Genomic DNA, 26,700 nt, shown 5'->3' with positions numbered 1-26,700 from the left:
ATTCGGCTGCGCAAGAGCCCTTTCTCGATTATTTGAGCGGCCTGGTGGAAAACCACTGCCGGCCTACAGAAACCCTTGTGAAATCCTTGATTTTCCTGGGGTGTGGACAATTTGAATTGCGCTTCAAACCCTTGGACTAAAGAGGTCCGTCGGTCCGCATCGGACGCACCTCCGGTCCACGCATCAGCACCTCCGTAATCGAGATACCGATGCGTTCACCCAACAGCACCACCTGGCCCTTTGCGACAAGCGTGTTGTTTGCGTAGATCATCACATCGTCATCCTCGGCAACGTCCAGATCGATCACCGCTCCACGTCCCATGCGCAGAAGCTGGTGAACCGGCATCTCCGAAGCTCCGAGGACAACCGAAATGTCGACATTGATCTCGTCAAAGGTGGCCATCGAAACGTTCCGCCTATATGTGTGGTGCGCGACACGCGCGTGCTCGGATGCTAACACGCATTAACCAACTAAAAAATCAGCAAAAGCCTCAAGGCCATGGCAACTCCACAAAGAGACACCCTGAATGCCGACTTTCGCCCCTCAACGGCCAGCGCTCCGGTCGAATGGGTCGTGACCGATGCCTTGGTGGATTATGAAGCGGCGCTAGCGGAAATGGAGAGCCACGTCGCACGAATCGCCGAGGGCACCGGCAATGAGCGCGTCTGGCTTCTGGAACATCCGCCCCTTTACACCGCCGGCACGAGCGCAAACGACGCTGACCTGATTTCACCTGACCGGTTCCCTGTCTACAAGACCGGACGCGGCGGCCAGCATACCTATCACGGGCCGGGGCAACGTGTTGCCTATGTCATGCTGGACTTGAAGCGGCGCAAACAGGACGTACGCGCCTTCGTCGCCGCCCTTGAGGCCTGGATCATCAACAGCCTGTGGCACTATCACATCCGCGGCGAGCGCCGCGAGGACCGCGTCGGCGTCTGGGTGCGCCGCCCGGAAAAGGGTGCGGGCGTCGAGGACAAGATTGCAGCCATCGGCATTCGCCTGCGCAAATGGGTGACCTTTCACGGCATCAGCTTCAACGTGGAGCCGGAACTGGAGCATTTTTCCGGCATAATTCCCTGCGGCATCCAGGAGCATGGGGTCACAAGTCTGGTCGACCTCGGCATACCGGTGACCATGCCGGAAAACGACAGCGTCCTCAGAGCCGAATTCGAGAAGATCTTCGGACCCACCCTCCCTGGATAAAGCCTTGAAATCGGCTCCCTGTCATTATTTCCGAGTTCAAGAAGCACTTATTCGAACAAGAAAATAAGCATAAATTACAATCACTTGGTGTATTTAGACTTCCTTCATCCAGATCAAGAACAAAGAGCTGAAACAACTCGCTTTTTGGGATTGAAAAGTGTCAAGCTCAGCTTCCTCATCGAAACCGTCCAGCGTCATGACCAAGATCCTGGTCGCTGCTGCATTTGTGATCATATCGATCTTCGCAGGGTTCGCCTTTTTCAACGACACCCTGCAACGAACTGCCAAGTCCGATGATGTTGACGACTATCTAGCAGGCGTCGGCCAGTCTGTTGCACATACGGTGCAGAACTGGTTTACCGGCAGATTGATGCTTGTAGAGCTCACTGGGCAGCGCCTCTCTGAACAGTCCGGCTTTGACCCCGAGTTCTTCAACAAGCCAGCCCTGACAGACAACTTCGCCGCCACCTACCTCGGCAGTGCGGAAGGCGGAATGTTCATGTGGCCGATGGCGGAGCTGCCTGATGGTTACGATCCGCGTGTGCGGCCCTGGTATCAGGACGCAGTGAACGCCGGTGCGCCGACCCTGACCCAGCCATATACGGATGCCAGCAGCGGCGAGCTGATCGTGACGGCTGCCGCGCCCGTCAAGAACGACGGCAAGCTTGTGGGTGTCGTCGGCGGAGACTTTGCGATCACTGCCTTGATCGACATGCTCAAGAGTTCAAACCTCGGCGGTAATGGCTATGTCTTCATCACCGATGCCTCGGGATCCATTCTTGTCCATCCGGACAGCGCTCTGATTTCAAAGCCCATAAGCGATCTGTTTCCGGGCGGCGACATCACGCTGACACCCGAGACACAGCACGCCAGCAATTCCAATGGGGATCGCGTCGTCCGCTTCGTTCAGATTTCCGGCCTCCCAGTCGACTGGCATATCGGCTTGTCCATCGATCGGACCGCCGCCTACGCGTCGCTGGCAAGCTTCCGGACCTCAGCCATTATTGCGGTCATGTTCGCGACCGTCGTCATGCTTGGAACCCTGGGCTACCTTTTCAGGACCCTGCTCGGACGCCCACTCGCATCGGTCACAGCGTCGATGAAGCAGATCGCTGAGGGCGACCTGGAGACCCCGGTCGAGGGCATCGAGCGAACAGACGAAATCGGCGCAATTGCATCCGCTGTCGAGTTCTTCAAGACTCGCGGCAAGGCGCAGCGCGCACTCGAACGCCAGCAGGCCGAGGACCACGAGACCAAGCAGCGGCGAGCGGAAGCAATGGATTCGATGGTCAGCGCCTTCGACGTCCAGATCCGCGACGTGATCGTGGCCATCTCCGGGGCTACCTCGCAGCTGGAGGCCACGGCGCGAGAATTGTCGGAAACCTCCGAAAAGAGTTCGACCGATTCCGCCGAGGCAGCCCAGACGACCAGCGATACGGCCGCAAACGTGCGCTCGGTGGCCGCAGCTGCCGAAGAACTGACATCTTCCATCGCCGAAATCTCCCGCCGCGTGGAAGTATCATCGAGTATTGCGGACAAGGCGTCAGAACGCGCTGCCCAGACCGATACAACCGTGAAAAGCCTCGTTTCCACGACTGAGCGTATCAGCCAGATCGTGAGCCTCATCAACGACATTGCGGCTCAGACCAACCTCCTGGCCCTGAACGCCACCATCGAGGCAGCACGTGCCGGTGAGGCTGGCAAGGGCTTTGCGGTCGTCGCCAGCGAGGTCAAGTCCCTGGCAACGCAAACCGCACAGGCGACCGAGGAAATCGCGACGCAGATCCAGGCCATGCAGCTGGTGTCCAACGAGGCGGCAAGTGCGATCAACGAAATCGCCGAAGTGATCACCGAAATGTCCGGGATCTCGAAGGAGATCACCTCCGCCGTCGCTCAGCAAACACAGGCAACAACGGAAATCTCACGTAACGTCAACGAGGTATCCAACGGAACTGACTCGATTTCCGAAACAATGCGCCTCGTGTCCGGAGGGGCACAGTCGACGGGACGTAACGCCGCCGATGTCCTGGCAACTGCCGAGAACCTGGCAGGCCAATCGGTTCAACTGAGGAAACGTGTCGAGGGCTTCCTTTCAGGCATTCGCGCTGCCTGACCATCGTCTTCCCAAACTTCGAACGGCGGCCCTGTGCCGCCGTTTTTGTTCCGGCATCAGTACGAGGGGCGGCGAATGAAACCGGCAACGTCTGGTGCGTCACAAGGCGTGGAGAGGATCTGCTCGACCTTGGCCCAGCGCGGACCTTTCGCACTCAGGCGGACCATCTCCTCCACCCGCTCTGCCCGGCCGTGGTAGATGGCCTCTACGCTACCGTCGAGCCGGTTGCGGATCCAGCCGTGCAGCCCCAGGCGTTCAGCCTCCCGCGCGCACCAGGCACGGTAGCCCACGCCCTGCACGCGGCCAATGACGGTGACATAGGCACTGACCAGCGGTGTGGACTGCATCATACCCGATCCCCCACGGACCCAATGGTCCCAGTGGCCAAATCCTGTAGCAGTCTGGCGTCAGAAGCGACGGTCAACAGGTTCAAACACCCAGCACGCGGCCAAGTTCGGGCGCATCGGCAACAATGGCAACAGGCCCCTCGCCTTCCAGCTCCTCGCGGCTGCCATAGCCCCACAGTACGCCGACACTGTCGACCCGGTTGGCCCTCGCTCCGATCAGGTCGTGCTTGCGGTCTCCGATCATGGCGCAAGTTTCGGCGCCGATGCCCTCTTCGCGCATGAGGTATGCGATCAGCTCCGCCTTCGCCGAACGGGTGCCGTCCAGTTCGGAGCCGTAGACCTTCTTGAAATAGCCCCCAAGACCGAAATGATCGACGATCTTGCCGGCATAGGCATGGGGTTTGGATGTTGCCACAAACAACTGACGGCCATCGGCAGCCAGCCCCTCCAGAAGGGTGTCGATACCGGAAATCAGCGTGTTCTCGAACAGGCCGGTAACTGTGTAGCGCTCACGATAGAAGGCAACGGCCCGGTCGAGCTCGCTACGCTCTTCCGTACCCAGCAGCACCGCGAAACTTTCCCACAGCGGCGGCCCGATGCACCAGCGCAGTGCATTAGCATCCGGAACCTCGCTGCCCATCTTTTCGAGGGCATGCTGAATGGAGCGCGTGATGCCCTCGAAAGGGTCGGTCAGCGTCCCATCCAGATCAAACAGAACTGTATTGTATGGCATCAAGACCTGCAGGCAGGATCAGGAGAACTCCATGATGACGGCATCGACCGCCAGGCTGTCCCCTGCTTGTGCCTTGATTGACGTTACAACGCAATCCCGCTCGGCGCGAAGAACGTTCTCCATCTTCATCGCCTCGACGATCGCGAGCTGTTCGCCAGCCTTGACCTCCTGGCCTTCTTCCACCGCAATGGAGACCACCAGTCCGGGCATCGGGCAGAGCAGCATCTTGGACGTATCCGGCGGCAGTTTTTCCGGCATCAGCTCATCGAGCTCAGCCGTCCGCGGCGTCATCACCTTGGAAATGACCGAATAGCCCTGCCAGTCCAGACGATACCCCCCCAGAACCGGGCGGATCTGCACCGTCATGCTGCGATTACCGACATGACCGGTCCACAGGCTGTCGCCCGGTGCCCAATCGGAGGTGACGGTCATCAGCGGGCCATCGCCAACGGCTACGTCGATCTCGATCGGTGTCCCCGGATAGCCGGCCGCCAGGCGGATCGGAACATAGGTCTTGTCCAGCTTGACGACCCAGTCTTCACGAATGGCGCCTGAATGAGGGCGCAGACGGCCGGGAAGATGATCAAGCCGCTCACGCTGAAGCGCGCCCATGGAAAGAGCAACAGCACTGAGGAGACCGAGGGCCTCTTCATCCGGCTGGGCCGGAGCAAAACCGTCAGGATATTCGTCGGCGATGAAGCTCGTCGCCAGTTCGCCGGAGCGCCAGCGCGGATGGTTCATCAGAGCCGTGAGGAATGGAACGTTGTGCTGGATACCGTCGACGTAGAACGCATCCAGAGCTTCGCCCATCGCCTCGATTGCCTCCGCGCGCGTGGGCGCGTGAGTGACCAGCTTAGCGATCATCGGGTCGTAGAACATCGAGATTTCAGAGCCTTCGACCACGCCCGTGTCGTTGCGAACGGTGATACCGTTATCGCATTTTTCCTCCGGAGGAGCGTAACGAACCAGGCGACCGATGGAAGGCAGGAAGTTGCGATACGGATCTTCGGCATAGATGCGGCTTTCAACCGACCAGCCGTTCAGCTTCACGTCCTCCTGCGTCAGGGTAAGCTTTTCACCTGCTGCCACCCGGATCATCTGCTCCACGAGGTCGACGCCAGTGATCAGCTCGGTAACCGGATGCTCAACCTGCAGACGGGTGTTCATCTCCAGGAAGTAGAAGCTCTTGTCCTGACCGGCGACGAATTCCACGGTTCCCGCGCTGTCGTAATCCACGGCCTTGGCGAGAGCGACGGCCTGTTCACCCATCTTGCGGCGGGTTTCCTCGTCGAGAAGCGGCGACGGCGCTTCCTCGATGACCTTCTGGTTACGGCGCTGGATGGAGCACTCGCGCTCGCCGAGATAAATGGCATTGCCATGCTTGTCGCCGAGCACCTGAATCTCGATGTGACGCGGGTTCTCGATGAACTTCTCGATGAAGACGCGGTCATCGCCGAAAGACGATGCCGCCTCGGACTTCGAGCGGACGTAACCGTCGCGCGCTTCCTCTGCGTTCCAGGCGATGCGCATGCCCTTGCCGCCGCCACCGGCAGAGGCCTTGATCATGACGGGATAGGCGATCTCCTCGGCGATCTCCACCGCCTGGTCGGCGCTCTCGATCACGCCGAGGTAGCCTGGAACCGTGCTGACCTTGGCATCGTTGGCGAATTTCTTCGATTCGATCTTGTCGCCCATCGCCTCGATGGCGCGCGGGTTCGGGCCGATGAAGACAATTCCTTCCTTGGCGAGCATTTCCGGAAAGCTCGCCCGCTCGGACAAGAACCCATAGCCTGGATGAACGGCTTCGGCGCCGGTCTCCTTGCAGGCCGCTATGATCTTTTCCGGAATGAGATAGGATTCTGCTGCTGCAGCCGGCCCGATGTGAACAGCCTCATCGGCCATCTCGACATGAAGGGCGTCGCGATCGGCATCGGAATAAACCGCCACTGTCTTGATACCCATGCGCCGTGCGGTCTTGATGACACGGCAAGCGATCTCGCCCCGGTTGGCAATCAGAATCTTGGAAAACATGCAGGCTCCGCCCCACTCATTTTGTTTGAATGAAGTTGTAGGCCCACCTTCGCCGCAGCGCAATATATCGAAAGGATGACGCTGCACCCGCGATCCCGGACGAATTTCGCCCTGAAATATCGTCAAAGACGTCCAGAGCGCCATTACATCAGTTGTTTAACGGGTGAATATAGCGAATTTTAACAATTTTCTGACTAACTCCCCCTCGGGGATTAGGGGGATTTCCAATGTTGAGAAAAATTATACTGAGTGCAATTGTTGTAACTGGCTTCGCCGCACCCGCCGCCGCGATTCAGAATGGCAACTGGCAAAACGAAACCGTCCAGGGCTTTGAGAAATACTGGACAGAAACTCAAGACGGTTCGCGTTTCACGATTTGGTGCAACCGAAAGCGTAATCTTTCCGGAACAGTAATCGACATCGACATCAACGGCCGCAACGCCCCCGCGCGAAAGAACATCCGCGTGGTGATCGACCGGCACATGATCACGATGGCAGCTGATGCAAAGGGCTACGTCCAGACCGACTGTGCGGCCTGTGCCGACGGCTACACGGTACTTTGGAACCGTTTACGCAGTGGTGTCACGCTTGCGGTCAAGTTCGACGACGAGCGCTACGCCGCGTTCTCCCTCAAGGGAGCCCGTGAGATTCTCTCGGACAGCGTCTGTCCTGCCGATTTCTACAAGTAAGATTGCAGGTTCGTGCCGGTCCGAGCGTCGACTTTACGGCACCCTCTGGATTTCGCGCTCCATAGCCACTAAACCGTCGCCTTGCCTTTCCTTGCACCCGTTCGGGCTGCAAGAGCAACAGCTGGGACGAGAAGCCAAATGGACGCCATCCATCTCGAGGATCTTTCCTTCTTCGCCTATCACGGCGTCTACGACGAAGAGGCAAGGCTTGGCCAGCGGTTTCATGTCGACCTGACCTGCTGGCTGGACCTTACGGCCGCGTGCAGGAGCGACGAATATGCCGAGACGGTTTGCTATGCCTCACTGGCAAGGGCCGTCGAAGATGCCGTTACGACAACCCGGTTCAAGCTGATCGAGCGGCTGGCGTCAGCTGTCTCGGAGGCCCTGTTTGCACAGGATCAACGCATAGCCAGAGTGCGCGTGCGCATTCACAAGCCCGGCGCGCCCTTGCCAATTGCCACAGGCCGCGTCAGCGTTGAGATCACCCGGGACCGACCCGAAATCAGCTAGGCTCCGTACGCCCCTTCTCGAGCATTGCTATCGAGATCAGACGATCGTGATTGTTGCGGTCTGATCCAGATCACGGTTGCGCCGTAATTTGCGGTGTAGTCTTTGATTAGCAAGCCACCGAGGAGGTCTTGAAATGCGCTCTCGATTGGCGGCAGCATCGCTTGCCGCACTGACACTGGCATCCGTTTCCTGGGGCTCCACGCCCGCTGAGGCGCGGCCCGACCTTCGGAAGATGACCTGCGCACAGGCCCAGGAAATGGTGAGGCGCAACGGCAGCGTGGTGTTCACGACCGGACGGTACACTTACTCGCTGTTCGTCTCGAACATGCGATACTGCGACCCGGGCGAATTGCTTTACACCCAGTACGGCCCGACGAAGGACAACCCGCAATGCCCCGTCGCCTACGAGTGCCGGGAGCCGCTGTTCGGATTGAACCGCTTCGACCGCTGGTAAGAAAAACGGCCCCATCAGGGGCCGTTTTCAGTTCAAGGACGATCCACCATCATAGCGGAATGTTGTCGTGCTTCTTCCAGGGATTTTTCTGGTCCTTGGAACGAAGCAGAGCCAACGCACGCGACACGCGGCGCCGCGTGGAGTGCGGCATGATCACTTCATCGATGTAGCCACGCTCTGCGGCAACGAAAGGATTGGCAAAACGGTCCTCGTAGTCCTTGGTGCGCTTCGCGATCTTTTCAGCATCACCCAGTTCCGAACGATAGAGGATCTCGACGGCGCCCTTTGCGCCCATGACTGCGATCTCAGCGGTCGGCCAGGCATAGTTGATGTCGCCGCGAATGTGCTTGGAGCTCATCACGTCATAGGCACCGCCATATGCCTTGCGCGTGATGACGGTCACTTTCGGCACCGTCGCCTCGGCATAGGCAAACAGCAGCTTGGCGCCGTGCTTGATGAGACCGCCGTATTCCTGCGCCGTGCCCGGCAGGAACCCAGGGACGTCGACAAGGGTGACGATCGGAATGTTGAAGCAGTCGCAGAAGCGCACGAACCGGGCTGCCTTGCGGCTGGCATCGCTGTCGAGAACGCCTGCCAGAACCATCGGCTGGTTGGCGACGAAGCCGACGGTCCGACCCTCGATGCGTCCAAGACCGGTGATGATGTTGCCCGCAAACGAAGCCTGGATCTCAAAGAAGTCGCCCTCGTCGACCGTCTTCAGGATCAGCTCCTTCATGTCATAGGGCTTGTTCGGGTTTGCCGGGATGAGCGTGTCGAGGCTGTCATCGAGGCGGCTCGGATCGTCGTGGCACGCGATCTCCGGAACATCCGCGGTGTTGTTGACCGGCAGGAAGTCGATCAGGCGGCGCATTTCGAGCAGGGCCTCGACATCATTGTCGAAGGCACCGTCGGCAATGGACGACTTCGTCGTGTGGACCGAGGCACCGCCGAGCTGTTCAGCGGTAACGGTCTCGTTTGTCACCGTCTTCACGACGTCAGGGCCGGTGACGAACATGTAGGATGTGTCGCGCACCATGAAGATGAAGTCGGTCATGGCAGGTGAATAGACGTCCCCGCCTGCGCAAGGTCCCATGATCAGGGAGATCTGCGGAATGACACCGGAGGCAAGCACGTTGCGCTGGAACACTTCGCCATAGCCGCCCAGCGCCGCAACGCCTTCCTGGATACGCGCGCCACCGGCATCAAACAGTCCGATGATCGGAGCCCGGTTTTGCAGGGCCATGTCCTGGATCTTGATGATCTTCTGAGCATGGGTTTCCGAAAGAGAACCGCCGAACACGGTGAAATCCTTGGAGAACACATAGACGGTACGGCCGTTGACCGTGCCCCAGCCGGTAACGACGCCATCGCCCGGGATGTGCTGTTCGTCCATGCCGAAATCGGTGCAGCGATGCTGCTTGAACATGTCGAATTCTTCGAAGGAACCTTCATCGAGAAGCAGTTCAATGCGTTCGCGAGCGGTCAGCTTGCCCTTTTTGTGCTGCGACTCGATCCGGCGCTCGCCGCCCCCCAGGCGCGCCGTTTCCCGGCGGCTTTCCAATTCGGCAAGGATTTCCTTCATGGTGTTCTCCGAAACGAAAAAATCGGTTTGGTCCTAGCATGTGCATTGCACAATTCAAAGTCAGCAGAAGGACGAAGATCGCTCCTGATCAGGCAGTCAGCCAAAACCGCTGCTGCCTTTGCAGGCATCAACGCATCCATAAACAGCTTGGAGTTGCCCGGAATTTTTGCAAAGCTGGCAGAAGGGGACAAGAAAAAGAATGGGAGGAAGGATCCTGGAACGCGAATTTTTCAATGAGATGCTGAACGGCAGCGGCACTCCGCGGCCGGCATACGAAAAATTGGCTCACTGGCTCGAACAGCAAGCGCCAACCTTCCTGAAACGCAAGGGCCGTGAGGCAGAAACGATCTTCAGGCGGCTCGGGATCACCTTTGCCGTCTACGGCTCGGAGGCCTCGACAGAACGCCTTATCCCCTTCGATCCAATCCCGCGCATCATTTCAAATTCCGAGTGGCGCCGGCTTTCCGCGGGCATCGACCAGCGCGTGCGCGCCCTCAACGCCTTCCTGCATGACATCTACCATCGTCAGGAGATCATTCGCGCAGGCAGGATCCCGGCCGAACTGATTATCCAGAACGAAGCCTACCTTCCCGAGATGGCCGGTTTCACACCTGCGCGGAAGGTCTACTCGCATATCATCGGCACCGACTTGGTTCGCGTATCGGAGAACGAGTTTTACGTTCTGGAAGACAACACACGCACGCCCTCAGGCGTCTCCTACATGCTGGAAAACCGCGAGACCATGATGCGGCTGTTCCCGGACCTGTTCCAGATGTACAGGGTCGCGCCTGTCGAACAGTATCCGGACATGCTGTGCCAGACGCTGGAGAGCGTGGGACCGGACCAGAGCAAGTCGGATCAGACAATCGTCGTACTGACGCCGGGCATCTACAACTCGGCCTATTTCGAGCATGCCTTCCTCGCCGATTCCATGGGTGTCGAGCTGGTCGAGGGACGCGATCTGTTCGTCGATGACGGCAAGGTGTTCATGCGCACGACCCGGGAGCCGAAACAGGTCGATGTGATCTACCGGCGCATTGATGACGCCTTCCTCGACCCGCTGACCTTCAACCCGAGTTCGATGCTCGGCGTTCCCGGCCTCTTTGACGCCTATCGCGCGGGCAATGTCACCATCTGTAATGCGCCGGGCACCGGCATCGCCGACGACAAGGCGATCTACGCCTATGTGCCGGACATCATCGAGTTCTACACCGGCCAGAAACCGATCCTGAACAATGTGCCGACCTGGAACTGTTCACGGCCCGACGATCTGGCCTATGTGCTCGACAACCTGGAGGACATCGTCGTCAAGGAAGTTCACGGTTCCGGCGGCTACGGCATGCTCATCGGACCCACCGCTTCGAAGCGCCAGATCGCGGATTTCCGCAAGATCCTGACCTCCAATCCGTCCAACTATATCGCCCAGCCCACGCTGGCACTTTCCGCCTGCCCGACCCATGTCGCCTCCGGCGTCGCACCCCGGCACGTGGACCTGCGCCCCTTCGTTCTGATCGGTGACCAGGTACGCATCACGCCTGGAGGGCTGACGCGCGTTGCACTGAAAAAAGGCTCCCTGGTCGTGAATTCCAGCCAGGGTGGCGGCACCAAAGATACCTGGGTCCTGGAGGACTGAACCGCTCATGCTCGGAAGAACCGCCTCCTCTTTGTTCTGGATGTCGCGCTATCAGGAGCGCGCCCTGAACACTTCGAAACTCCTCGAAGTCGCCTATCGCACGGCGATGGTCCCGAGTTCGGGGCAGGACGATGTCGATGACTGGCGCTTTGCGCTGGCAACGGCCGGCTGCGACCAGGGCTATGCCCAAAAGGTCGGAGACATCACGCCGCGCGGCGTCATCAACTTCATGATCTTCGACAAGGACAACACCTCCAGTGTGATGGTTTGCCTGGAGAACGCCCGCAACAATGCGCGCGCGGTGCGAACCGGCATCACGGCAGAACTCTGGGAAGCGATCAACACCACCTATATCGAGTTCAAGGACGTCAACCCGCTCTCGATCACCCAGGAAAAGCTTCCGGACTTCCTCGCCTGGATCAATCAGCGTTCGCACTTGTTCCGCGGCGCCCTGCTCAACACGCTCTTGCGCGATGACGGCTACTTCTTCAGCCAGTTGGGGCATTTCGTCGAGAGGGCCGACCATACCGCTCGGATCCTCAACACCCAGTATTGGGTATTGCTGCCGGACAACGACGTGATCGGTGACGGTACCATGGAACGCAGCCAGTGGAGCGGCATGCTGCGTGCGCTGTCCGGGCTGCGCAGCTACCGCTTCGCCTATCCCAACGCCAATCTGAAGGCCTTCAACATCGCCGAATTTCTCATTCTGCGGAAAGAAATGCCTCGCTCACTGGCGCATTGCTATGACTGGATCGACGATACCGTCGATGATCTCGCCACCTTTTACGGCACTCGTGAACCGAGCCTCGATATGGCCTCGGCAATCTGGCAGGAGCTGCGCAACGCGCAGATGCAGGACATCTACCAGAACGGCCTGCACGACTTCCTGACCGATTTTATCGGCAAGAACAACGCTTTCACGTCACAGCTGTCCCAGGACTACAATTTTGCCTGAGGTTCGCTCCCTTTCCCAATACGCAAGTGGGTACACGATATGCGTCTGACCGTGCGCCACAAGACCAGATACCGCTATGACACGCCCCTGGCAAACGCGATGCAGCAGCTCCGGCTGACCCCGCGCAACTGCAGTGGCCAGACCGTGATCGAGTGGGCAATCGATGCCCCGGGCATGGCACGAGCAACGACCTACCACGACGCCTTCGGCAACATCGTTCACATGGTCTCGGCCCATGAGGTCGTCGAGGAAGTTGAAATAACCGCGTCCGGCATCGTCGAGACAGAGGACAAGGCAGGCGTTGTCGGCGAAGAGCGCGGCGACATGCCCCCGCCCCTCGTCTACACCCGTATCACGCCGCTGACGCAACCGAACCAGGCAATCCGCCGCCTTGGCGCCATCATCAGTGATCACGACGACCGGATTGCCGGCTGCCATGCTCTCATGCACGCGATCCGCGACAAGGTCGGCTACCGGGTCGGCGTGACCGATACGCATGCAACTGCGGTCTCTGCATTGACGGCCGGCGAAGGCGTTTGTCAGGACCACGCCCACATCTTCATCTCCGCGGCGCGGTCCATGGGCATGCCTGCCCGCTACGTCTCCGGATATCTCCTGCTGGAGGACGAACAGACTTCCGAAGCTCATCACGCCTGGGCCGAGGCCCATATCGAAGGCCTTGGATGGCTCGGTTTCGACATATCCAACGCTATCTGCCCGACCGACCACTACATTCGCTTGACCACCGGTCTGGATTCGCGTTCCGCTGCCCCTATCCGTGGAATTCGGGTTGGCGGAACCGACGAGAACATGAATGTCGAGGTCGAGGTCGAGCAGGTGGCGAGTCAGCAACAGCAATAACGCTCTTGCAACCTCTTCGGATCATACCAATCTGATCTGCGCCGGCCAGACGGGGTTCGGCGTCCCGAGGCTGATTGCCCGCCAATCAGGGAAGCAAAGATGACCTACTGCGTTGGATTGAAGCTCGATCGGGGACTGGTATTTGCCTCCGACACCCGGACGAATGCCGGTCTGGACAACATCGCGACTTTCAAGAAGCTGCATGTCTGGGAGCAACCGGGCGAACGCGTCATCACACTCCTGTCTGCGGGCAATCTGGCGATCACCCAGGCCGTCATCTCCCTTCTCACCGAGCACATCAAGGTGGCCGCCGAAGGCCGCCCGACACTGATGACAGTGGACACCATGTTCCAGGCAGCCCGGCTCGTTGGCAGTGCCGTGCGCGAAGTGCGCGCCATAGACGGAGAGGCGCTGGCAGCAAATGCGGACAACTTTTTCGTCACCTTCATCCTGGGTGGCCAGATCAAGGGTGAGGAACCGCGGCTGTTTCAGGTTTATTCCGCCGGCAACTTCATCGAAGTTTCCGATGACACGCCTTTCGTCCAGATCGGCGAACACAAATACGGCAAGCCGATTCTTGACCGGGTCACCCGTTCGGACATGCGCCTTGGCGAGGCGGCCAAGATGGTACTTCTGTCTTTCGACAGCACACTGCGTTCAAACCTGTCTGTCGGTATGCCCATAGATCTTCTGCTCTATAATGCCGACAGTTTCAGCACAGAGCGGCAATTGCGGATCGAGAAGGACGACCCCTATTTCCAAAAGCTCTCCCAGGACTGGTCTGACGCATTACGCGACGCCTTTGCCGAGATGGATGAGCTGGAAGAAATCTGACCGGGTAACCTGTTGGCCCTGCTAACGACGCGGAGGCCAAGTCCAACCGATTTGAGCTCCGGGATCTCCCGGACGGCCTCGGATGAGATCAATGGCAAGCAATATCGAGGGGAACGCGGTCGAGACCAACGCCATGCGCCACGGCTGGCATCGCGAGCCGGAAAACGAAGCTCTCGACGTCAACGAGAACGTTCTTGGCCGGATCCGCCAGATGATCAAGGCCGGCGAACGCGATCAGCTTGTCGCCCTTCTCCAGCGCTGGGACCCCGTCGACGTCATGCAGCTGCTTGTGCGCTTGCGGCTGACGCAGGCCCGGAAGCTGTTCAAGTGGCTGCCGTCCAATCCCTCGATCAAGGTTGTCGCCGAACTGCGGCCCGAATTCCGCTCCCTGCTGATGCAGGAAGCAACGCTCGGCCAGTTTCGGGACATTCTCGCCAGCATGGACCCCGAGGATGCGCTGGACATGCTGCTCGACTTTCCCGACGACGTCGCGGAAGAACTGGCCGCCAGCCTGCCCGAGCTCGAGGAGATTTCGGCCCGCAAGACCTATGCCGACGATAGCGCAGGGCGGATCATGGCACGCAAATTTGTCGCCCTGCCCCAGACATGCACCGTAGATGAGGCTGTTTCCCAGATTCGCGCGCAAGCAGAGCGAATCCGCAAGGTTTTCACGATCTATGCGCTTGACGAAAACCAACGGCTGGTCGGCTTCATCGAGGTCGGAAAACTGTTGCTCAGCCCTGGCTCCACACAGCTGTCAGAGGTGATGAATCACGACTTCCTCGCCGTTTCCGCCGATACCGACCAGGAGGAGGTGCTTCGCCTTGCCCGCAAGAAGGACATGCGATCGGTTCCGGTTCTGGACGGTGCTGGACGTCTCATCGGCCGTGTCACACCAAAGCAGCTGACACGCATTGCAGCAGAGGAAGCGGCAGAGGACATGCTGCTCATGAGCGGTGTCTCGTCAGAGGCCAAGCCCGACGACACCGTCGTGAGGATCGTCAAGGGCCGCCTGCCATGGCTTCTCGCAGGACTGGTCGGTGCGTCAATCGCCGCAACGGTTGTCGGATCGTTCGAGGATCAGTTGGCTCAGGCCGCCATTCTCGCCGCCTTCATTCCGGTGACCATGTCGATGGCCGGCAATGCGGGTCTTCAGGCGTCTGCGGTGGCCGTTCAGGGGCTTGCTACAGGAAGGCTCTGGTCGGGCGATATCGGCTATCGCCTCGCCCGGGAATTCGTCGCTGCGATCTGCAATGGTGCTGTTGCCGCAACCATTCTTGCCGGACTGACCTTTGCCGCGGCCTACCTTGTACCGATCCAGAACCCGGCCGAACTTGCCATCGCGACCTCGTTGTCGCTGGTGTCCGTCACGACAATCGCGGCCATGGTCGGGGCCACGATACCTATTCTGCTCGACAAGCTCGGCATCGACCCGGCAATGGCGACCGGTGTCTTCATCACCTCATCGAACGACGTTCTCGGTGTTCTGGTCTTCTTCCTGATGGCAACAGCGTTCTATCTGGGATGAGACACACCGATCTCACCCCGAAACACCGCAACGCGAATTAAGCGCAAAGCATCACGCCCGCAGGATCAATGCAGCCGCATCGAATTCGGTACGCTTGTAGGCGCGGATCATCGAGGCCTCGGCATCCTCGCCCCAGCGCTCGATGTTGAAATCTTCCTCTATATGCGCCGCGGTCCAGGCATCGTCGGTCGATAAGTGCCCTTCAGCCAATGCCAAGGCCAGAACGGCGGAACCGGCAAGCGACGTCGCCGTGTGAAGGGCGGCGAGCTGCAGCGGCGAGAACGCATCGAGTCGGGCACGATAGGCCTTCAAAAGCGTCGCAGGCTGTTCCCGGTGAATAAGTCCGGCGATCAGCTCGAAACGCGATTCGAGCTTATCTTCCGCCCAGCGCAGAACCGGATCCCAAACTTCGGTCTGACGCGCCACCAGCACCGCCGGATCGTCCGCCCGGTAACAGAGCGCATCGGAGCCGCAAAAGCGCGTGATTTCGTCTGCGACTTCGGCAAAACGGGCGGTGACCGCGTCCTGAGCGGTATTGGCAATCCGCGTCAAAGGCATTGCGCCCGGATTGATGACCTTTTCCTGGGCTTCCCACTCCGCAGCAACGGCTTTGGCGATGGTCTCGTTGGGCAGCAACAAGGTCGACTTGCCCGGCGTCTTGACAGCGCGGCCGTCCAGGTGGATCGCGAAGCCACCTTCGATGGGCGCAGCAACAGCCTGCTTGTAGAAGCGCTTGGGCAGTTCGCGTCTGGAGAGTTCGCGGGCCCTCTGTTCCGGATCCTTGGCAGCGTCCTGTTCCAGGCTTTCCAGATAGTCGCGCATCAAATCAGTTCCCTGTCGAAGGCAAGAAGCGCCTCGAGCGCTCCGTCGAGATCGTTGAAATGGTCGATGACCGCATGTGCGCCGCCACTCTGCAGCCGCTCGCGATCGTGATATCCCCAACTGACGCCAAGTGCAAAGGCTCCTGCCGAGCGGGCCATTTCCATGTCAAAGCTGGTGTCGCCGATCATGACCGTCTTTTCTGGCTCCACGCCGGTTTCGTCCATCGCGCGCAAGATCATGTCGGGATGCGGCTTGGATGGCGACGTGTCGGCCGTCTGGATGGTCACGAAGCGCCCTTCCAGATCATGAACGGCAAGAAGGTGATCGACACCGCGTCTTGCCTTGCCGGTCGCAATACCAAGCAGAACCTCATCGTGCCGGCGCAATCTGTCGAGAGCCTCCCGGGTCCCCGGATACAGCGGATCGAAATCCTCTCCGGACTGGCGGCGGGCAATCTTTGACTTGCGGTAAGCTGCTTCCATCTGGGGCACGAGATGGGCATTTGCCTCTCCCACCAAGGTCAGGAAAGCGCGGTCCAGGGACAATCCGACAATGCTGAGCGCCGTTCGACGATCCGGCATTGGCAGGCCGACAGCGGCATAGCCTTCCTGAAGTCCGTGCAGGATCGAATTCTGGCTGTCGGCCAGCGTTCCATCGCAATCGAAAATGACGAGATACATGAAGGCTCGTTGTTTGTTGTTTTCAGGACCCGCATGTGGCCGCTTTTGCCGTCAAGGTCAAGGCGAGAGCGGCTTTGACCCGCCGTCGCTCGACTTATGCTGCCCGCGCCTCTATGGAAGGAAGCAATCGATTCAGCACGACCCTGCCGGAGCTCGCTCTTGACCAAAGCCATCCTTCTGTTCCTGCTCGCCCTCGCCGCGATCCAGGTGATCAAGCCGCTGGGCTGGCCGGGTCTGAAGAAACGCTCGGATGCCTGGAAACTGGCTGCCGGCGGCCTGATCTTCGTCGCATTGTCGATTGGCCTGATCGCGCTGTTCGAGTAGAGGGCTCAGCGCTTGCGCGGCGGACCGTCGTCCTCGGGATCAGAGATCTCCGGATCGTAGTCCGATGCGTCGAAGCCCAGCAGGTTCCAGGTCTGCTGCATATGCGGCGGCAGCGGCGCGGAAACATCGATCACTCCGTGGCCGGACGGATGCGGGATCACGATCCGGCGTGCCAGCAGATGCAGGCGGTTTTGGATACCGCCGGGCAGTTCCCAGTTCTCGATGTTGAAATACTTGTCGTCGCCGATGATCGGATGGCCGATATGGGCGGCATGCGCGCGCAGCTGGTGGGTACGGCCGGTCACCGGGCGCATGGATACCCAGGACAGCTTCTGCGCCGACTGCTCGACCACGGAATAGAGCGAGACAGCGTGCTGTGCGTCATCCGCCTTGCCCTGGCGCACCACTTCCATGCGCTCTTCTTCCTCGGAGCGAGCAAGGAAGGTCGAGATCCGGCCCTGCTTCGGCTTGGGAACACCAGCTAGCATGGCCCAGTAGATCTTGCGCGTGTTGCGATGGCGGAACGCCTTGGTCAGTTCCTGGGCTGCCCGGCGTGTCTTGGCCACGAGAATGATGCCCGACGTCTCACGGTCAAGACGGTGGACAAGCCGCGGCTTGTCGCCCTTGCGATCGGTAAAGGCTTCAAGCATGCCGTCGAGATGGCGCGTCAGGCCTGAGCCACCCTGCACAGCAAGACCTGCAGGCTTGTTCAGGACCATCACCTGATCGTCCTCGAACAGCATCATGTCCTCGATGGCCTTGCGGTCATCGGCAATCAGCTTGGTCGATTTCGGCTTGGCGTTCTTCTTGTCCTCCGCGACGATCTCGACGCCGAGCGGCGGAATGCGGACAATCTGCCCATTTGCGATACGCGTGTTGCTTTCCGCGCGCTTGCCATCAAGACGGACCTGGCCGGTGCGCAGCAGCTTCTGCAGGCGGCCGAAGCCGAGCCCCGGATAATGGACCTTGAACCAACGGTCGAGGCGCATGCCCGCCTCGTCGGCGGTCACTTTTTTCTGTTCGATACCGGACATCTGGATCTCTTGGCGCGTATCTTGATCGCGCTCATCTCACAGGCCGGCACCGCACCGGCAATCACTTGAGGACCGCGTATAGGCGGAAACGGGAGATTTTGAAAGCCCCTCGCCGCGCTCTGAGCCCTAGACGGCCAGCTGCCGCATCAGGAACAGTCCCAGAAATACCCCAGCGATCGACAACAGGACCGAGCCCGACACATAAACCATGGCCGTCGTAACATCACCGCGCTGCCAAAGAACAGCTGTATCCAGCGAGAAGGCCGAGAAGGTCGTGAAGCCGCCGAGGAACCCCGTCGCAACCAGATAACGCAGATCCTGCAACCAGGCTCCATCGTGCCGTGCCAGCCAGCCGATGAACAGCCCCATGATCAGGGAACCGACGATATTGACGCTGATTGTGCCAACCGGAAACGCTGGCCCGAAAAGGCGCAAAGTGGCCATGGACACCAGATGACGTCCCCCGGCACCAAACGCACCGCCCAGCATGACGAGAAGCAGATGTTTCATGACGCCATGAATACCGAAGCATAGAGCCCGAGCAAAGCCTATTCTCCCGCCACAAGCGCCTCATTCATGGGCTGTTTGCGCTCAACCGCCATCGCCGTGGATTGCTTCGAGCCGCCAGGGGATTCAGCTGCCGGAACGGTCTTGCCCCCAACGCCATCGGGGCGCACCAGGTCCTTCACCCGCCTCATCAGACCGGGCACCAATTGCGGGTCCGCTTGCAGTTTGTCCTGTTCTTCTTCGAGAATGGCCCGGAACAGCCCCTGCTGAAGCTCGAACAGCTCCTTTTCAGGCAGTGCCGGATCCTTTGCCGCAGACACGAGAATGCGAACGAGCCGTTCGGCTGCGTTCAACCGTCCCCACAGATAATCATGCTCACGCCAGCTTCGGTTGAAGAACGCACCGAAATTATTGAGCGCGGCGCCTTTTAGCGTGAAGCCTTCCTCGCGCAACAGGACCGTGTCCTTGGGGCTGATGCGGTCGATGAGGGTTTCACTGATCTCGGAGAAGTCGTTGCTCTGCAGGACGGGAAAGATCACAAGGTCGTAGAAGGCAAAGCCGACGTAGGAGTGCATCAGTTCCTTGTAGAAGGAATGGGGAAGCAGTTCCGCCGCCGTTTCGGCAAAGATCTCGTCCTGAAGTCGGTCGAGATCACCGAGCCCCATCATTTCGCCGATCTGGCTCACGCAAATGTTGATGATCTCACGATTTGTCCCGCCCCCGATACCAACCTCAAGCGCGGCAAGATGCAGTGCCATCTGGCGGCTGTACGCTCCGTAGAAATCCGTTTCCCAGCGCTGCGAAAGATGGTCGATCTGCTCATACAAGAGCCCCTTCAGCCGATCGAGAGCATCCGGATCGGCATTGTCCTCGCCAAGAGCGGCCCGAGGATAAAGGGAATTCAGCTTGCGAATGGCGAAGCGTAACCGCCGGATACGGTAATCCACGTCCAGCGAGCGAAGGAAACGGACGATCCCGTCATCGACCTTCGGAGGCCCGTTCTCAAGTTGCCCTGCAAGATTGTGCAAATATGCACTGATCATGGTCATCAAGGCGTCGGTCCGGGTTTCGCTCACATCTGGCTTCGACAATCCGGCGAGCAAGCGCGCCAGTTGCTCTCCGACGGCGTGAAGCTTCAGCGACTGGTAGTTCAGGAAGGCAAAGCCGGCCTGCTGATGTGCCGCAGTGTTGGCCCTCTGCCGATATTGGGTCAGTTTCCCTGCCTTCAGCACTCCACGTCGCGGCAATATCTTGCTGACTGCCAACTCGACCACCGGGTCGGCCGCTGTGATCGTCTGGGCGAGCCATCGGCCACGCCTGTTATGCGCCTCGATCTCCCGAAGGTCGTCGCCGATCGGCTCGTTGCGCGGAATGTGGGCAAGGCTGGCCAGAACGACCTTGAAGAAGCCGGGAGCACTGTCCCCGGGAAGGTCTCCGGCATAGGTGGACGGAACGGGATCCACGTAAATCAGGCGCCGTTCGACCTCGCGAGCGGCGGCCCGCCCCCGGATCGTCTCTATGACCGGTGAAAACGGCTTGTTCATCACGACACTGCCATCGACAAAGCTTCGTCGCTGTGCGCCCTCGCTGTCGAGGCCGAGCTGGCCTGCAAGGAAGGCTTCACGATTTGACCAGCTCTCCCCGCGCGATTTCAGAACCCTGTCCATTTCGCCGATCGTTGCGGGCGGGAACGCACCTGGGAACGAAGATGTGGCACGGGCAGCAAAGACCAGCTCGGGCACGGACGCAGAATCGAAATCACTTTGCAGCAACGACGGAGACCGGTGCCGCGCCTGAAACTTCAGGAGCCTGCGATGGTCCCATTCTTCCACGTAAGCCGGGTCATCGATGCGAATGCACCGTAACTGCCCCCGGTAGTCGGTCAGCGTGACGAAGAGATCAAGGCTCTGGCCCCGTGGGATCAACGTTGACCCGTGTCGGTGCCCCTTTTCCATTTCCTGGCAGGCGTCCAGCATCCAGCCGATGTAGCGCTCACCCGAAAAAGGTGGTGAGAACCAGCGCGACTGCATCAGTGTTCTCAGCTTTTCCCGGGTTTCTGGATCCGAAATATCCTTCTTGAGTCGTTGGGAAATCAGGCTGTCGACGACCGGGCTGATAGAGGATTTCAGATACCTGCGAATTCCGTCCTGCGGCCTTGCAAGCTCGGTGACATCGGCATGCTTCAGCCACAGGTCACGATGTCCATCGAGCGGAAGGTCGTGGGCGATAGCCCGAGCCAACATGATGCCATTGACCCCGCCCGCAGAGGCCCCGGCGATCGCGTCGGCAACAACGCGAATATCGACGTTTCGCCCCAAGCGGTCGAGCAGCGCTTCATAGGCCCTTTCGGATTTTGAAGGTTCCCGGTCCTTGGAAGGATAGACGCCGTTTCGTCCGATGCGTTCGCTTCGACATGCGGAGGCCCGAACAAGGTGGAGCACTTCCCGGCTCACACCGTGCATATAGATGGCAAGGGAGACCCCGCCATAGAAAACCAGGGCGAGCCTGAGCTCGATCTCCTTCATGATGAAGCAATCTTCCCTATCGACGGCATTCCGTTTGCCATGTTAGCGCTGGAAGTCTTAAGGAACTCAAATCACGTTCGGCAACAAGTCCGTTACGTGTTGCGCTCCTTGCGCAGCCGTGACCAGTAGTCGAGGCGCTTTCTCAGTTCCCGTTCGAAGCCGCGCTCCGGCGGATCGTAGAACGTCTGGCGCCCCATGGCTTCGGGGAAATAGTCCTGCCCGGAGAAACCGTCAGGCGCGTCGTGATCGTATTGGTAGCCGTCTCCGTAGCCCTCGGCCTTCATCAGCTTTGTCGGAGCATTGAGAATATGCTTGGGCGGCAGCAACGAGCCATTTGCCTTGGCACTTCGCACTGCCGCCTTGTAGGCGGTATAGACACCGTTGGATTTCGGGGCTGAAGCCAGATAGACGACCGTCTGAGCAAGCGCCAGTTCGCCTTCAGGCGAGCCGAGCATCTGGTAGGCATCCCGCGAGGCATTGGCCTGAACGAGGGCGTTGGGATCTGCAAGGCCGATGTCTTCGACAGCCATTCGGATCAGCCTGCGCGCGAGATAAAGCGGGTCCTCGCCGCCATCGAGCATACGACAGAACCAGTAGAGGGCCGCATCGGGATCCGAACCGCGAACCGATTTATGCAGGGCCGAAATCAGGTTGTAGTGGCCGTCCGCGCTCTTGTCGTAGATGGGAGCCCGGCGCTGAACGATCTCCTGAAGGCGCTCTGCATCAAACACCTCGCCTTCGTCAGCCGCACGCCAGACATCCTCCGCGAGCGTAAGCGCGGAGCGGCCGTCACCATCCGCCATGCGGACCAGGACAGCGCGCGCTTCGTCGTCGAGGGGAAGCGGCTTGCCCTCCACCTCTTCGGCACGATGAAGCAATTGACCAAGCGCTTCTATGTGCAGGGAATGGAAGGTCATGACATGGGACCGGGACAGGAGAGCGGCATTCAACTCGAATGACGGGTTTTCCGTCGTCGCCCCAACCAGGGTGATCGTGCCGTCTTCCATGACCGGAAGAAAGCTGTCCTGCTGAGCCCGATTGAAACGGTGGATCTCGTCGACGAAAAGAAGCGTCGCCCTGCCCGACATGCGCCTCGCCCGCGCGGCCTCGAAGACCTTCTTGAGATCTGAAACGCCGGAGAAGATTGCCGAAATCTGTTCGAAGGCCAGATCCGTCTCATGGGCCAGAAGCCGGGCTATGGTCGTCTTGCCGGTGCCAGGAGGTCCCCAGAAAATGAGGGAGCCAAGCGTGCGCGTCTTGAGCATGCGCGCAAGCGTCCCCTCCGGGCCGAGCAGATGCTCCTGTCCCACAACATCCTTAAGTTTCTCGGGACGCATCCTGTCGGCAAGAGGACGCGGCGCGGAAGCTGCCAGACCAGAGGCTTCGAACAAATCGCTCATGGCACGCAGGGCCTCTAGCCGCGCAGGACGATGCGGGAAATCTTGCCGTCCCGCTCAATGTCGAGCCGCCACACCCGCGGTGGAGCCTTGGTCACGCCTTCAAGCATTCGAGTCGAGCGGATCTCGTCGTCATTGACGGAACGGACGATATCGCCGCTCCTGAGACCGACACGCGCGGCCATGCTGCCCGGTGCGACAGATGCAATCACGACCCCTTCGAGTGTTCCGTCCAGACGCAGCTCTTCGGCCACAGCCGGCGACAGGTTCATCACCGTCGAACCCTCGAATGGCGAATATTCAGACAGAACGCGCGTATCGCGTGGGACAGTCTCCGGTGCCGGTTCCAAGGCGACATCGATAAGCAACTGCTTGCCACCGCGCAGGACAGTGAACCGGGCACTCTCGCCGAGCCTCTTGGTGGCAAAACGATAACCGAAGCTGTCCGGATCGGCGACCTCCTTGCCGTCGATGGCAACGACAAGATCACTGACACGCAGGCCTGCATCTTCGGCCGGAGAATCATCATAGATATTCGTGATGATCACACCGCGCGGACGCTCCAGCGCCAGAGCCTCGGCGATTTCAGCATTTACAAGCTGGACCGTCGCGCCAAGCCATGGCCGCTGTACCTTGCCCCCCTGATCTGCCGCATTTGCCACGAACTGCGCCATATGCGCCGGGATGGCAAAGCCGATGCCATTGGAGCCGCCCGAGCGGGAAAAGATGGCGGTGTTGATACCGACGAGCTTACCGTTCATGTCCACGAGCGCACCGCCGGAGTTGCCCGGATTGATGGCGGCATCAGTCTGGATAAAGAACTGATAGTCGGTCACACCGACCTGCGTTCTCGCCAACGCCGAAACGATCCCTTGTGTGACAGTCTGACCGACACCAAAGGGATTGCCGATGGCAAGGACGATATCGCCAACTTCAAGGTTGTCGGAGTCGGCGAAATCGACAAAATCGAATGGACCATCTCCCTGGATTTTCAGCACGGCCAGGTCAGTACGCTCATCAAGCAGGACGATTTCGGCATCGAACTCCCGCCTGTCTGCCAGGGCAACACGTACCTCGTCCGCATCCTTGATGACGTGATGGTTGGTGATCACGGTACCGTCGGCGGAGATGATCACGCCGGAGCCGAGCGACGACTGTACACGCTCCTGCGGCCGGGTCAGGCCACCGTCGGGATTGCCAAAGAAACGACGGAAGAAAGGGTCATCGAAGAATGGCGACGTACGACGCTGCTGGACGACCTTCCGGCTGGCGTAGACGTTGACCACGGCTGGTGAGACATCCTTGACGATAGGCGCAAACGAAAGCTTCACCTCTTGGGCCGATTGCGGCACTACGCGAAGCTCCGCCGCGGTGTCCTGCCCTGCTGCAGTACCGGAAGAAAGCACGGCCCACCCGGTCGCGATCGTTACAAAAATCCGCGTCAGTCTCACCAATCCAAGCGTCTTCATGCGTCTGTCCAATGCCTTTGCCGAATCCGGAAACAGCCCTGCCCGATACATGGCAGATAGGGACGGAGTGAGGCAATGCAAAGAATCCACGCCTGAAATGCAAATGGCCGCCGGAAACCGGCGGCCATCGCTTTTTTACAGAACGCTGCAATCTTATGCGGAGCGCACCTGTGACAGGAAGCTCTGGACTTCCGTATCCAGATGGTTTGCCTGCTGGGCGAGCTCTTCGACGGAGGCCGCAAAGTGGGTCGCTGCCTCGCTCGTTTTCTCGGAGATGTCGGAAACGTTGGAAATGTCTTCCGACACCTTCGAGGTCCCAACCGCCGCACGCTGGGTGTTCTCGGCGATACCACGCGTTGCGAAGCTCTGTTCGGTCACCGCGGCGGACACATCCGTTACAGACTGGGTGATCTCGTTGATCGTATCCTGGATATCCCCGATTGCACTGACTGCATCGTCGGTTGCCAGGCGGATCGCGTCGATCTGCTGCTGAATCTCACCGGTCGCCTTGCCTGTCTGGGAAGCAAGCTCCTTGACCTCGGCTGCGACCACCGCGAAGCCCTTGCCGGCTTCACCGGCACGTGCCGCCTCGATCGTGGCATTCAGGGCCAGCAGGTTGGTCTGATCGGCAATGTCACTGATCAGGGTGATGACTTCACCGATGCGGTTCGCAGCCTCGGCAAGCGACTTCACCGTACCGTTGGTAGATTCAGCGCGAACCGTTGCGGTCTGTGCGACTGCGGACGACCGTTCGATCAGCGAAGAGATCTCCTGGATGGAGCTGGACAGCTGATCGGACGCGGTTGCGATCGACTGCACTTCGTCCATCGCCTCTGCAGAAACCTGGGCCGCACGCTGCGAGGTTTCGCCCGAGGTAACCGTCATCTGGCGCATGCCCTCGGCGGATTCGCGAAGTGTTGCAGCAGACTGAGCCACATGGTCGACAACCTTGCCGACCGATGCCTCGAATTCAGCGGCAAGGTTGGCCAGCATCTGCTTGCGCTGTGCGGCCTGCGTTTCCGCCTGCCGCGCATCTTCCGCTGCACGCTGCTCGTGCTCTTCCACAGAGTTCTGGCGGATCTGAAGGACGGCACGCCCGATGTCGCCGATCTCGTCGCCGCGTTCGGCGGCCTTGATGTCGGTGGACGTGTCACCCTGTGCAATCTGCTCGAGGGCCGTCACCAGCGCCGCAAGCGGGCGGGTAATCGAACGCGAGAAGAACAGCGCGATAACTGCAGCAATCGCGACAGTGATCAGTGTCGAGATGACCATAGAGTCGCGCATTTCAACGACGCTTGCCATCGCTTCATCGACCGAGCGTTCCGATACGATCGCCCAGTTGTCGGAACCGAAAGTCAGTGGCGCGGCAACCGCGAGCTTTGCAACGCCGTCGTCACCGACCAGCGTCCCCTTTGCAACATTTCCCGCAAGTGCGCTGGAGATCACGTCACCGGAGACCGTCTTAGTCAGCGCGGTCTGTTCAGATGCAAGAGGCTGGTTGGTGATCAAGGTACCCTTGTCGTCGACAAGGTAAACTTGGCCGGTTTCGCCAAGTCCGTCACGGTTGTTGGCAACGCTTTCGAGAAAATCATTACCGATACGCACGACGATGACACCGCCGAGTTCCTCACCGGAGAAGCTGGTGATGTATGCAGGCTCTGCGATGAACATGGACGGTACGCCGCCGGCAGCGTCATAGCTAACGAACTCGGAGAAGAACTGGCTCCCCTTCTCGGCCTCGACCGCCTTGGCGAATACCTCGCCCAGACCCGTTTCCTGAAGCGGTCCATCTGTAACGTTCTCAAGGAAATCGCCAGACTTCGTCACGCTGTAGATCACAAGGCCTTCCTTGTTGATCGCGTATATGTCGCCGTAGTGATTGTTCTTCCACGACGAGTAGAAGCTGTTGTGCACGTCGGTATGCCGCCATGCATACATCGTCTTGTTTTCCTTGCCCGAAAGCTCCGCGCGGGTTGCCGCGTCAGATCCTTCCGGCTGGAAGTATTCCGTCAACTTGGGACGATCGTTGTTGAGGCTAGCAAGGGCCGAATTCATGTCGGTGAACGCCAGTCCGGCAGCAGCCCCTGTGGCCGTTGTAGAAAGATCCCCCGCCAGGCTCGTCAAACGCATGTCGAGCAGCGCCTTGCGCGCATCGCTGACCATTGCGAGTTCACTCTTGGCAGCCTCTTCAAGACCAGAGCGCGCATTCATGTAGCCGCCGATACCGACCGCCACGCAGGATGCAAATGTCACCCCGACCATAAGGACCGGAACAACCACAGATAACTTTAGAAAACGATTCCGTTTTGTTTCAACCGGCTTGTCGGCTGCCTGCATAACGCCCTCCCAGTGACGCCCGTGAATAATACCTAAGGCGAATGTGCGGGTCGGACGTTAAAATTCAGATAATTGCATTTGAAACAGATTAGAATCTACGATTGCATACAATAACTTATGCTTAT

General features: G+C 59.5%; 24 protein-coding genes. 11 read left to right on the top strand and 13 right to left on the bottom strand.

Annotation, left to right across the window (positions count from 1 at the left end; translation table 11 throughout):
• Positions 1-136: 136 nt before the first annotated feature.
• A complete protein-coding gene (locus ACN0SY_RS15940; RefSeq protein ID WP_417688830.1) occupies positions 137-403 on the bottom strand; it encodes a FliM/FliN family flagellar motor switch protein in 267 nt (88 codons plus the stop codon).
• A gap of 96 nt (positions 404-499) precedes the next feature.
• On the opposite strand from ACN0SY_RS15940, the gene lipB reads away from it, so the two are divergent.
• Entirely contained in the window at positions 500-1,207 is a 708-nt protein-coding gene (gene lipB, locus ACN0SY_RS15935; RefSeq protein ID WP_417688828.1) for a lipoyl(octanoyl) transferase LipB, read from the top strand.
• 196 nt (positions 1,208-1,403) lie between these two features.
• Complete coding sequence (locus ACN0SY_RS15930; RefSeq protein ID WP_417688826.1) at positions 1,404-3,320, top strand: methyl-accepting chemotaxis protein; 1,917 nt, start codon at positions 1,404-1,406, stop codon at positions 3,318-3,320.
• Positions 3,321-3,376: 56 nt separating this feature from the next.
• On the opposite strand, the gene ACN0SY_RS15925 is transcribed toward ACN0SY_RS15930, so the two are convergent.
• From ACN0SY_RS15925 to ACN0SY_RS15915, 3 genes are all read right to left on the bottom strand, one after another.
• A complete protein-coding gene (locus ACN0SY_RS15925) occupies positions 3,377-3,670 on the bottom strand; it encodes an acylphosphatase (protein ID WP_417688824.1) in 294 nt (97 codons plus the stop codon).
• A gap of 79 nt (positions 3,671-3,749) precedes the next feature.
• Positions 3,750-4,400, bottom strand: a complete 651-nt coding sequence (locus ACN0SY_RS15920) for an HAD family hydrolase (RefSeq protein WP_417688822.1) — start codon at positions 4,398-4,400, stop codon at positions 3,750-3,752.
• 18 nt (positions 4,401-4,418) lie between these two features.
• Positions 4,419-6,431 (bottom strand): acetyl-CoA carboxylase biotin carboxylase subunit, encoded by a 2,013-nt coding sequence (locus ACN0SY_RS15915; protein ID WP_417688820.1) that lies wholly within the window; start codon positions 6,429-6,431, stop codon positions 4,419-4,421.
• A gap of 227 nt (positions 6,432-6,658) precedes the next feature.
• Here ACN0SY_RS15915 and ACN0SY_RS15910 point away from each other — a divergent pair, with 227 nt between their 5' ends.
• The 3 genes from ACN0SY_RS15910 to ACN0SY_RS15900 all read left to right on the top strand — a co-directional run bounded on the left by ACN0SY_RS15910 (position 6,659) and on the right by ACN0SY_RS15900 (position 8,084).
• Positions 6,659-7,120, top strand: coding sequence for a hypothetical protein (locus ACN0SY_RS15910; protein ID WP_417688818.1), 462 nt, complete (start codon positions 6,659-6,661; stop codon positions 7,118-7,120).
• 138 nt (positions 7,121-7,258) lie between these two features.
• Complete coding sequence (gene folB, locus ACN0SY_RS15905; RefSeq protein ID WP_417688816.1) at positions 7,259-7,630, top strand: dihydroneopterin aldolase; 372 nt, start codon at positions 7,259-7,261, stop codon at positions 7,628-7,630.
• Positions 7,631-7,763: 133 nt separating this feature from the next.
• A complete protein-coding gene (locus tag ACN0SY_RS15900) occupies positions 7,764-8,084 on the top strand; it encodes a hypothetical protein (protein WP_417688814.1) in 321 nt (106 codons plus the stop codon).
• A 49-nt stretch (positions 8,085-8,133) separates the two neighbouring features.
• Here the strand turns inward: ACN0SY_RS15900 and ACN0SY_RS15895 are convergent, their stop codons facing one another.
• Positions 8,134-9,666: an acyl-CoA carboxylase subunit beta gene (locus ACN0SY_RS15895; RefSeq protein WP_417688812.1), complete on the bottom strand. Its 1,533-nt coding sequence runs from the start codon at positions 9,664-9,666 to the stop codon at positions 8,134-8,136.
• Positions 9,667-9,865: 199 nt separating this feature from the next.
• On the opposite strand from ACN0SY_RS15895, the gene ACN0SY_RS15890 reads away from it, so the two are divergent.
• The 5 genes from ACN0SY_RS15890 (at position 9,866) to mgtE (ending at position 15,480) form a co-directional block, all read left to right on the top strand.
• Positions 9,866-11,299, top strand: coding sequence for a circularly permuted type 2 ATP-grasp protein (locus tag ACN0SY_RS15890; protein WP_417688810.1), 1,434 nt, complete (start codon positions 9,866-9,868; stop codon positions 11,297-11,299).
• 7 nt (positions 11,300-11,306) lie between these two features.
• Positions 11,307-12,257, top strand: coding sequence for an alpha-E domain-containing protein (locus ACN0SY_RS15885; protein ID WP_417688808.1), 951 nt, complete (start codon positions 11,307-11,309; stop codon positions 12,255-12,257).
• A gap of 39 nt (positions 12,258-12,296) precedes the next feature.
• Positions 12,297-13,118 (top strand): transglutaminase family protein, encoded by an 822-nt coding sequence (locus ACN0SY_RS15880; protein WP_417688806.1) that lies wholly within the window; start codon positions 12,297-12,299, stop codon positions 13,116-13,118.
• A gap of 99 nt (positions 13,119-13,217) precedes the next feature.
• Positions 13,218-13,952 carry a peptidase gene (locus ACN0SY_RS15875; RefSeq protein WP_417688804.1) on the top strand — a complete coding sequence of 245 codons (735 nt, stop codon included), beginning with the start codon at positions 13,218-13,220 and terminating at the stop codon, positions 13,950-13,952.
• Between the two features lie 91 nt (positions 13,953-14,043).
• Positions 14,044-15,480: a magnesium transporter gene (mgtE, locus tag ACN0SY_RS15870; protein ID WP_417688802.1), complete on the top strand. Its 1,437-nt coding sequence runs from the start codon at positions 14,044-14,046 to the stop codon at positions 15,478-15,480.
• A gap of 51 nt (positions 15,481-15,531) precedes the next feature.
• Here mgtE and ACN0SY_RS15865 read toward each other — a convergent pair whose 3' ends face one another.
• Both ACN0SY_RS15865 and ACN0SY_RS15860 read right to left on the bottom strand, forming a co-directional pair.
• Positions 15,532-16,302 (bottom strand): ATP12 family chaperone protein, encoded by a 771-nt coding sequence (locus ACN0SY_RS15865; protein WP_417688800.1) that lies wholly within the window; start codon positions 16,300-16,302, stop codon positions 15,532-15,534.
• Positions 16,302-16,982, bottom strand: coding sequence for an HAD-IA family hydrolase (locus ACN0SY_RS15860; protein WP_417688798.1), 681 nt, complete (start codon positions 16,980-16,982; stop codon positions 16,302-16,304). The genes ACN0SY_RS15865 and ACN0SY_RS15860 overlap by 1 nt, the downstream gene beginning before the upstream one ends.
• Positions 16,983-17,141: 159 nt before the next feature.
• Between ACN0SY_RS15860 and ACN0SY_RS15855 the strand changes: the two genes are divergently transcribed.
• On the top strand, positions 17,142-17,306 hold the full coding sequence (locus ACN0SY_RS15855) for a hypothetical protein (protein WP_417688796.1): 165 nt from the start codon (positions 17,142-17,144) through the stop codon (positions 17,304-17,306).
• 5 nt (positions 17,307-17,311) lie between these two features.
• On the opposite strand, the gene ACN0SY_RS15850 is transcribed toward ACN0SY_RS15855, so the two are convergent.
• The 6 genes from ACN0SY_RS15850 to ACN0SY_RS15825 all read right to left on the bottom strand — a co-directional run bounded on the left by ACN0SY_RS15850 (position 17,312) and on the right by ACN0SY_RS15825 (position 26,575).
• Positions 17,312-18,340: an RluA family pseudouridine synthase gene (locus ACN0SY_RS15850; RefSeq protein ID WP_417688794.1), complete on the bottom strand. Its 1,029-nt coding sequence runs from the start codon at positions 18,338-18,340 to the stop codon at positions 17,312-17,314.
• A gap of 126 nt (positions 18,341-18,466) precedes the next feature.
• Positions 18,467-18,850: a fluoride efflux transporter CrcB gene (gene crcB / locus ACN0SY_RS15845; protein ID WP_417688792.1), complete on the bottom strand. Its 384-nt coding sequence runs from the start codon at positions 18,848-18,850 to the stop codon at positions 18,467-18,469.
• A gap of 38 nt (positions 18,851-18,888) precedes the next feature.
• Positions 18,889-21,372, bottom strand: coding sequence for a patatin-like protein (locus tag ACN0SY_RS15840; protein WP_417688790.1), 2,484 nt, complete (start codon positions 21,370-21,372; stop codon positions 18,889-18,891).
• A 92-nt stretch (positions 21,373-21,464) separates the two neighbouring features.
• A complete protein-coding gene (locus tag ACN0SY_RS15835) occupies positions 21,465-22,772 on the bottom strand; it encodes a replication-associated recombination protein A (RefSeq protein ID WP_417688788.1) in 1,308 nt (435 codons plus the stop codon).
• A 14-nt stretch (positions 22,773-22,786) separates the two neighbouring features.
• Positions 22,787-24,238, bottom strand: a complete 1,452-nt coding sequence (locus ACN0SY_RS15830; protein ID WP_417688786.1) for a DegQ family serine endoprotease — start codon at positions 24,236-24,238, stop codon at positions 22,787-22,789.
• A 153-nt stretch (positions 24,239-24,391) separates the two neighbouring features.
• On the bottom strand, positions 24,392-26,575 hold the full coding sequence (locus tag ACN0SY_RS15825; RefSeq protein WP_417688784.1) for a methyl-accepting chemotaxis protein: 2,184 nt from the start codon (positions 26,573-26,575) through the stop codon (positions 24,392-24,394).
• Positions 26,576-26,700: the final 125 nt, after the last annotated feature.

Origin of the sequence: Roseibium sp., assembly GCF_048261595.1 — a bacterium.
GTDB lineage: Bacteria > Pseudomonadota > Alphaproteobacteria > Rhizobiales > Stappiaceae > Roseibium.
This window is presented reverse-complemented; position numbering and strand designations above follow the sequence as displayed.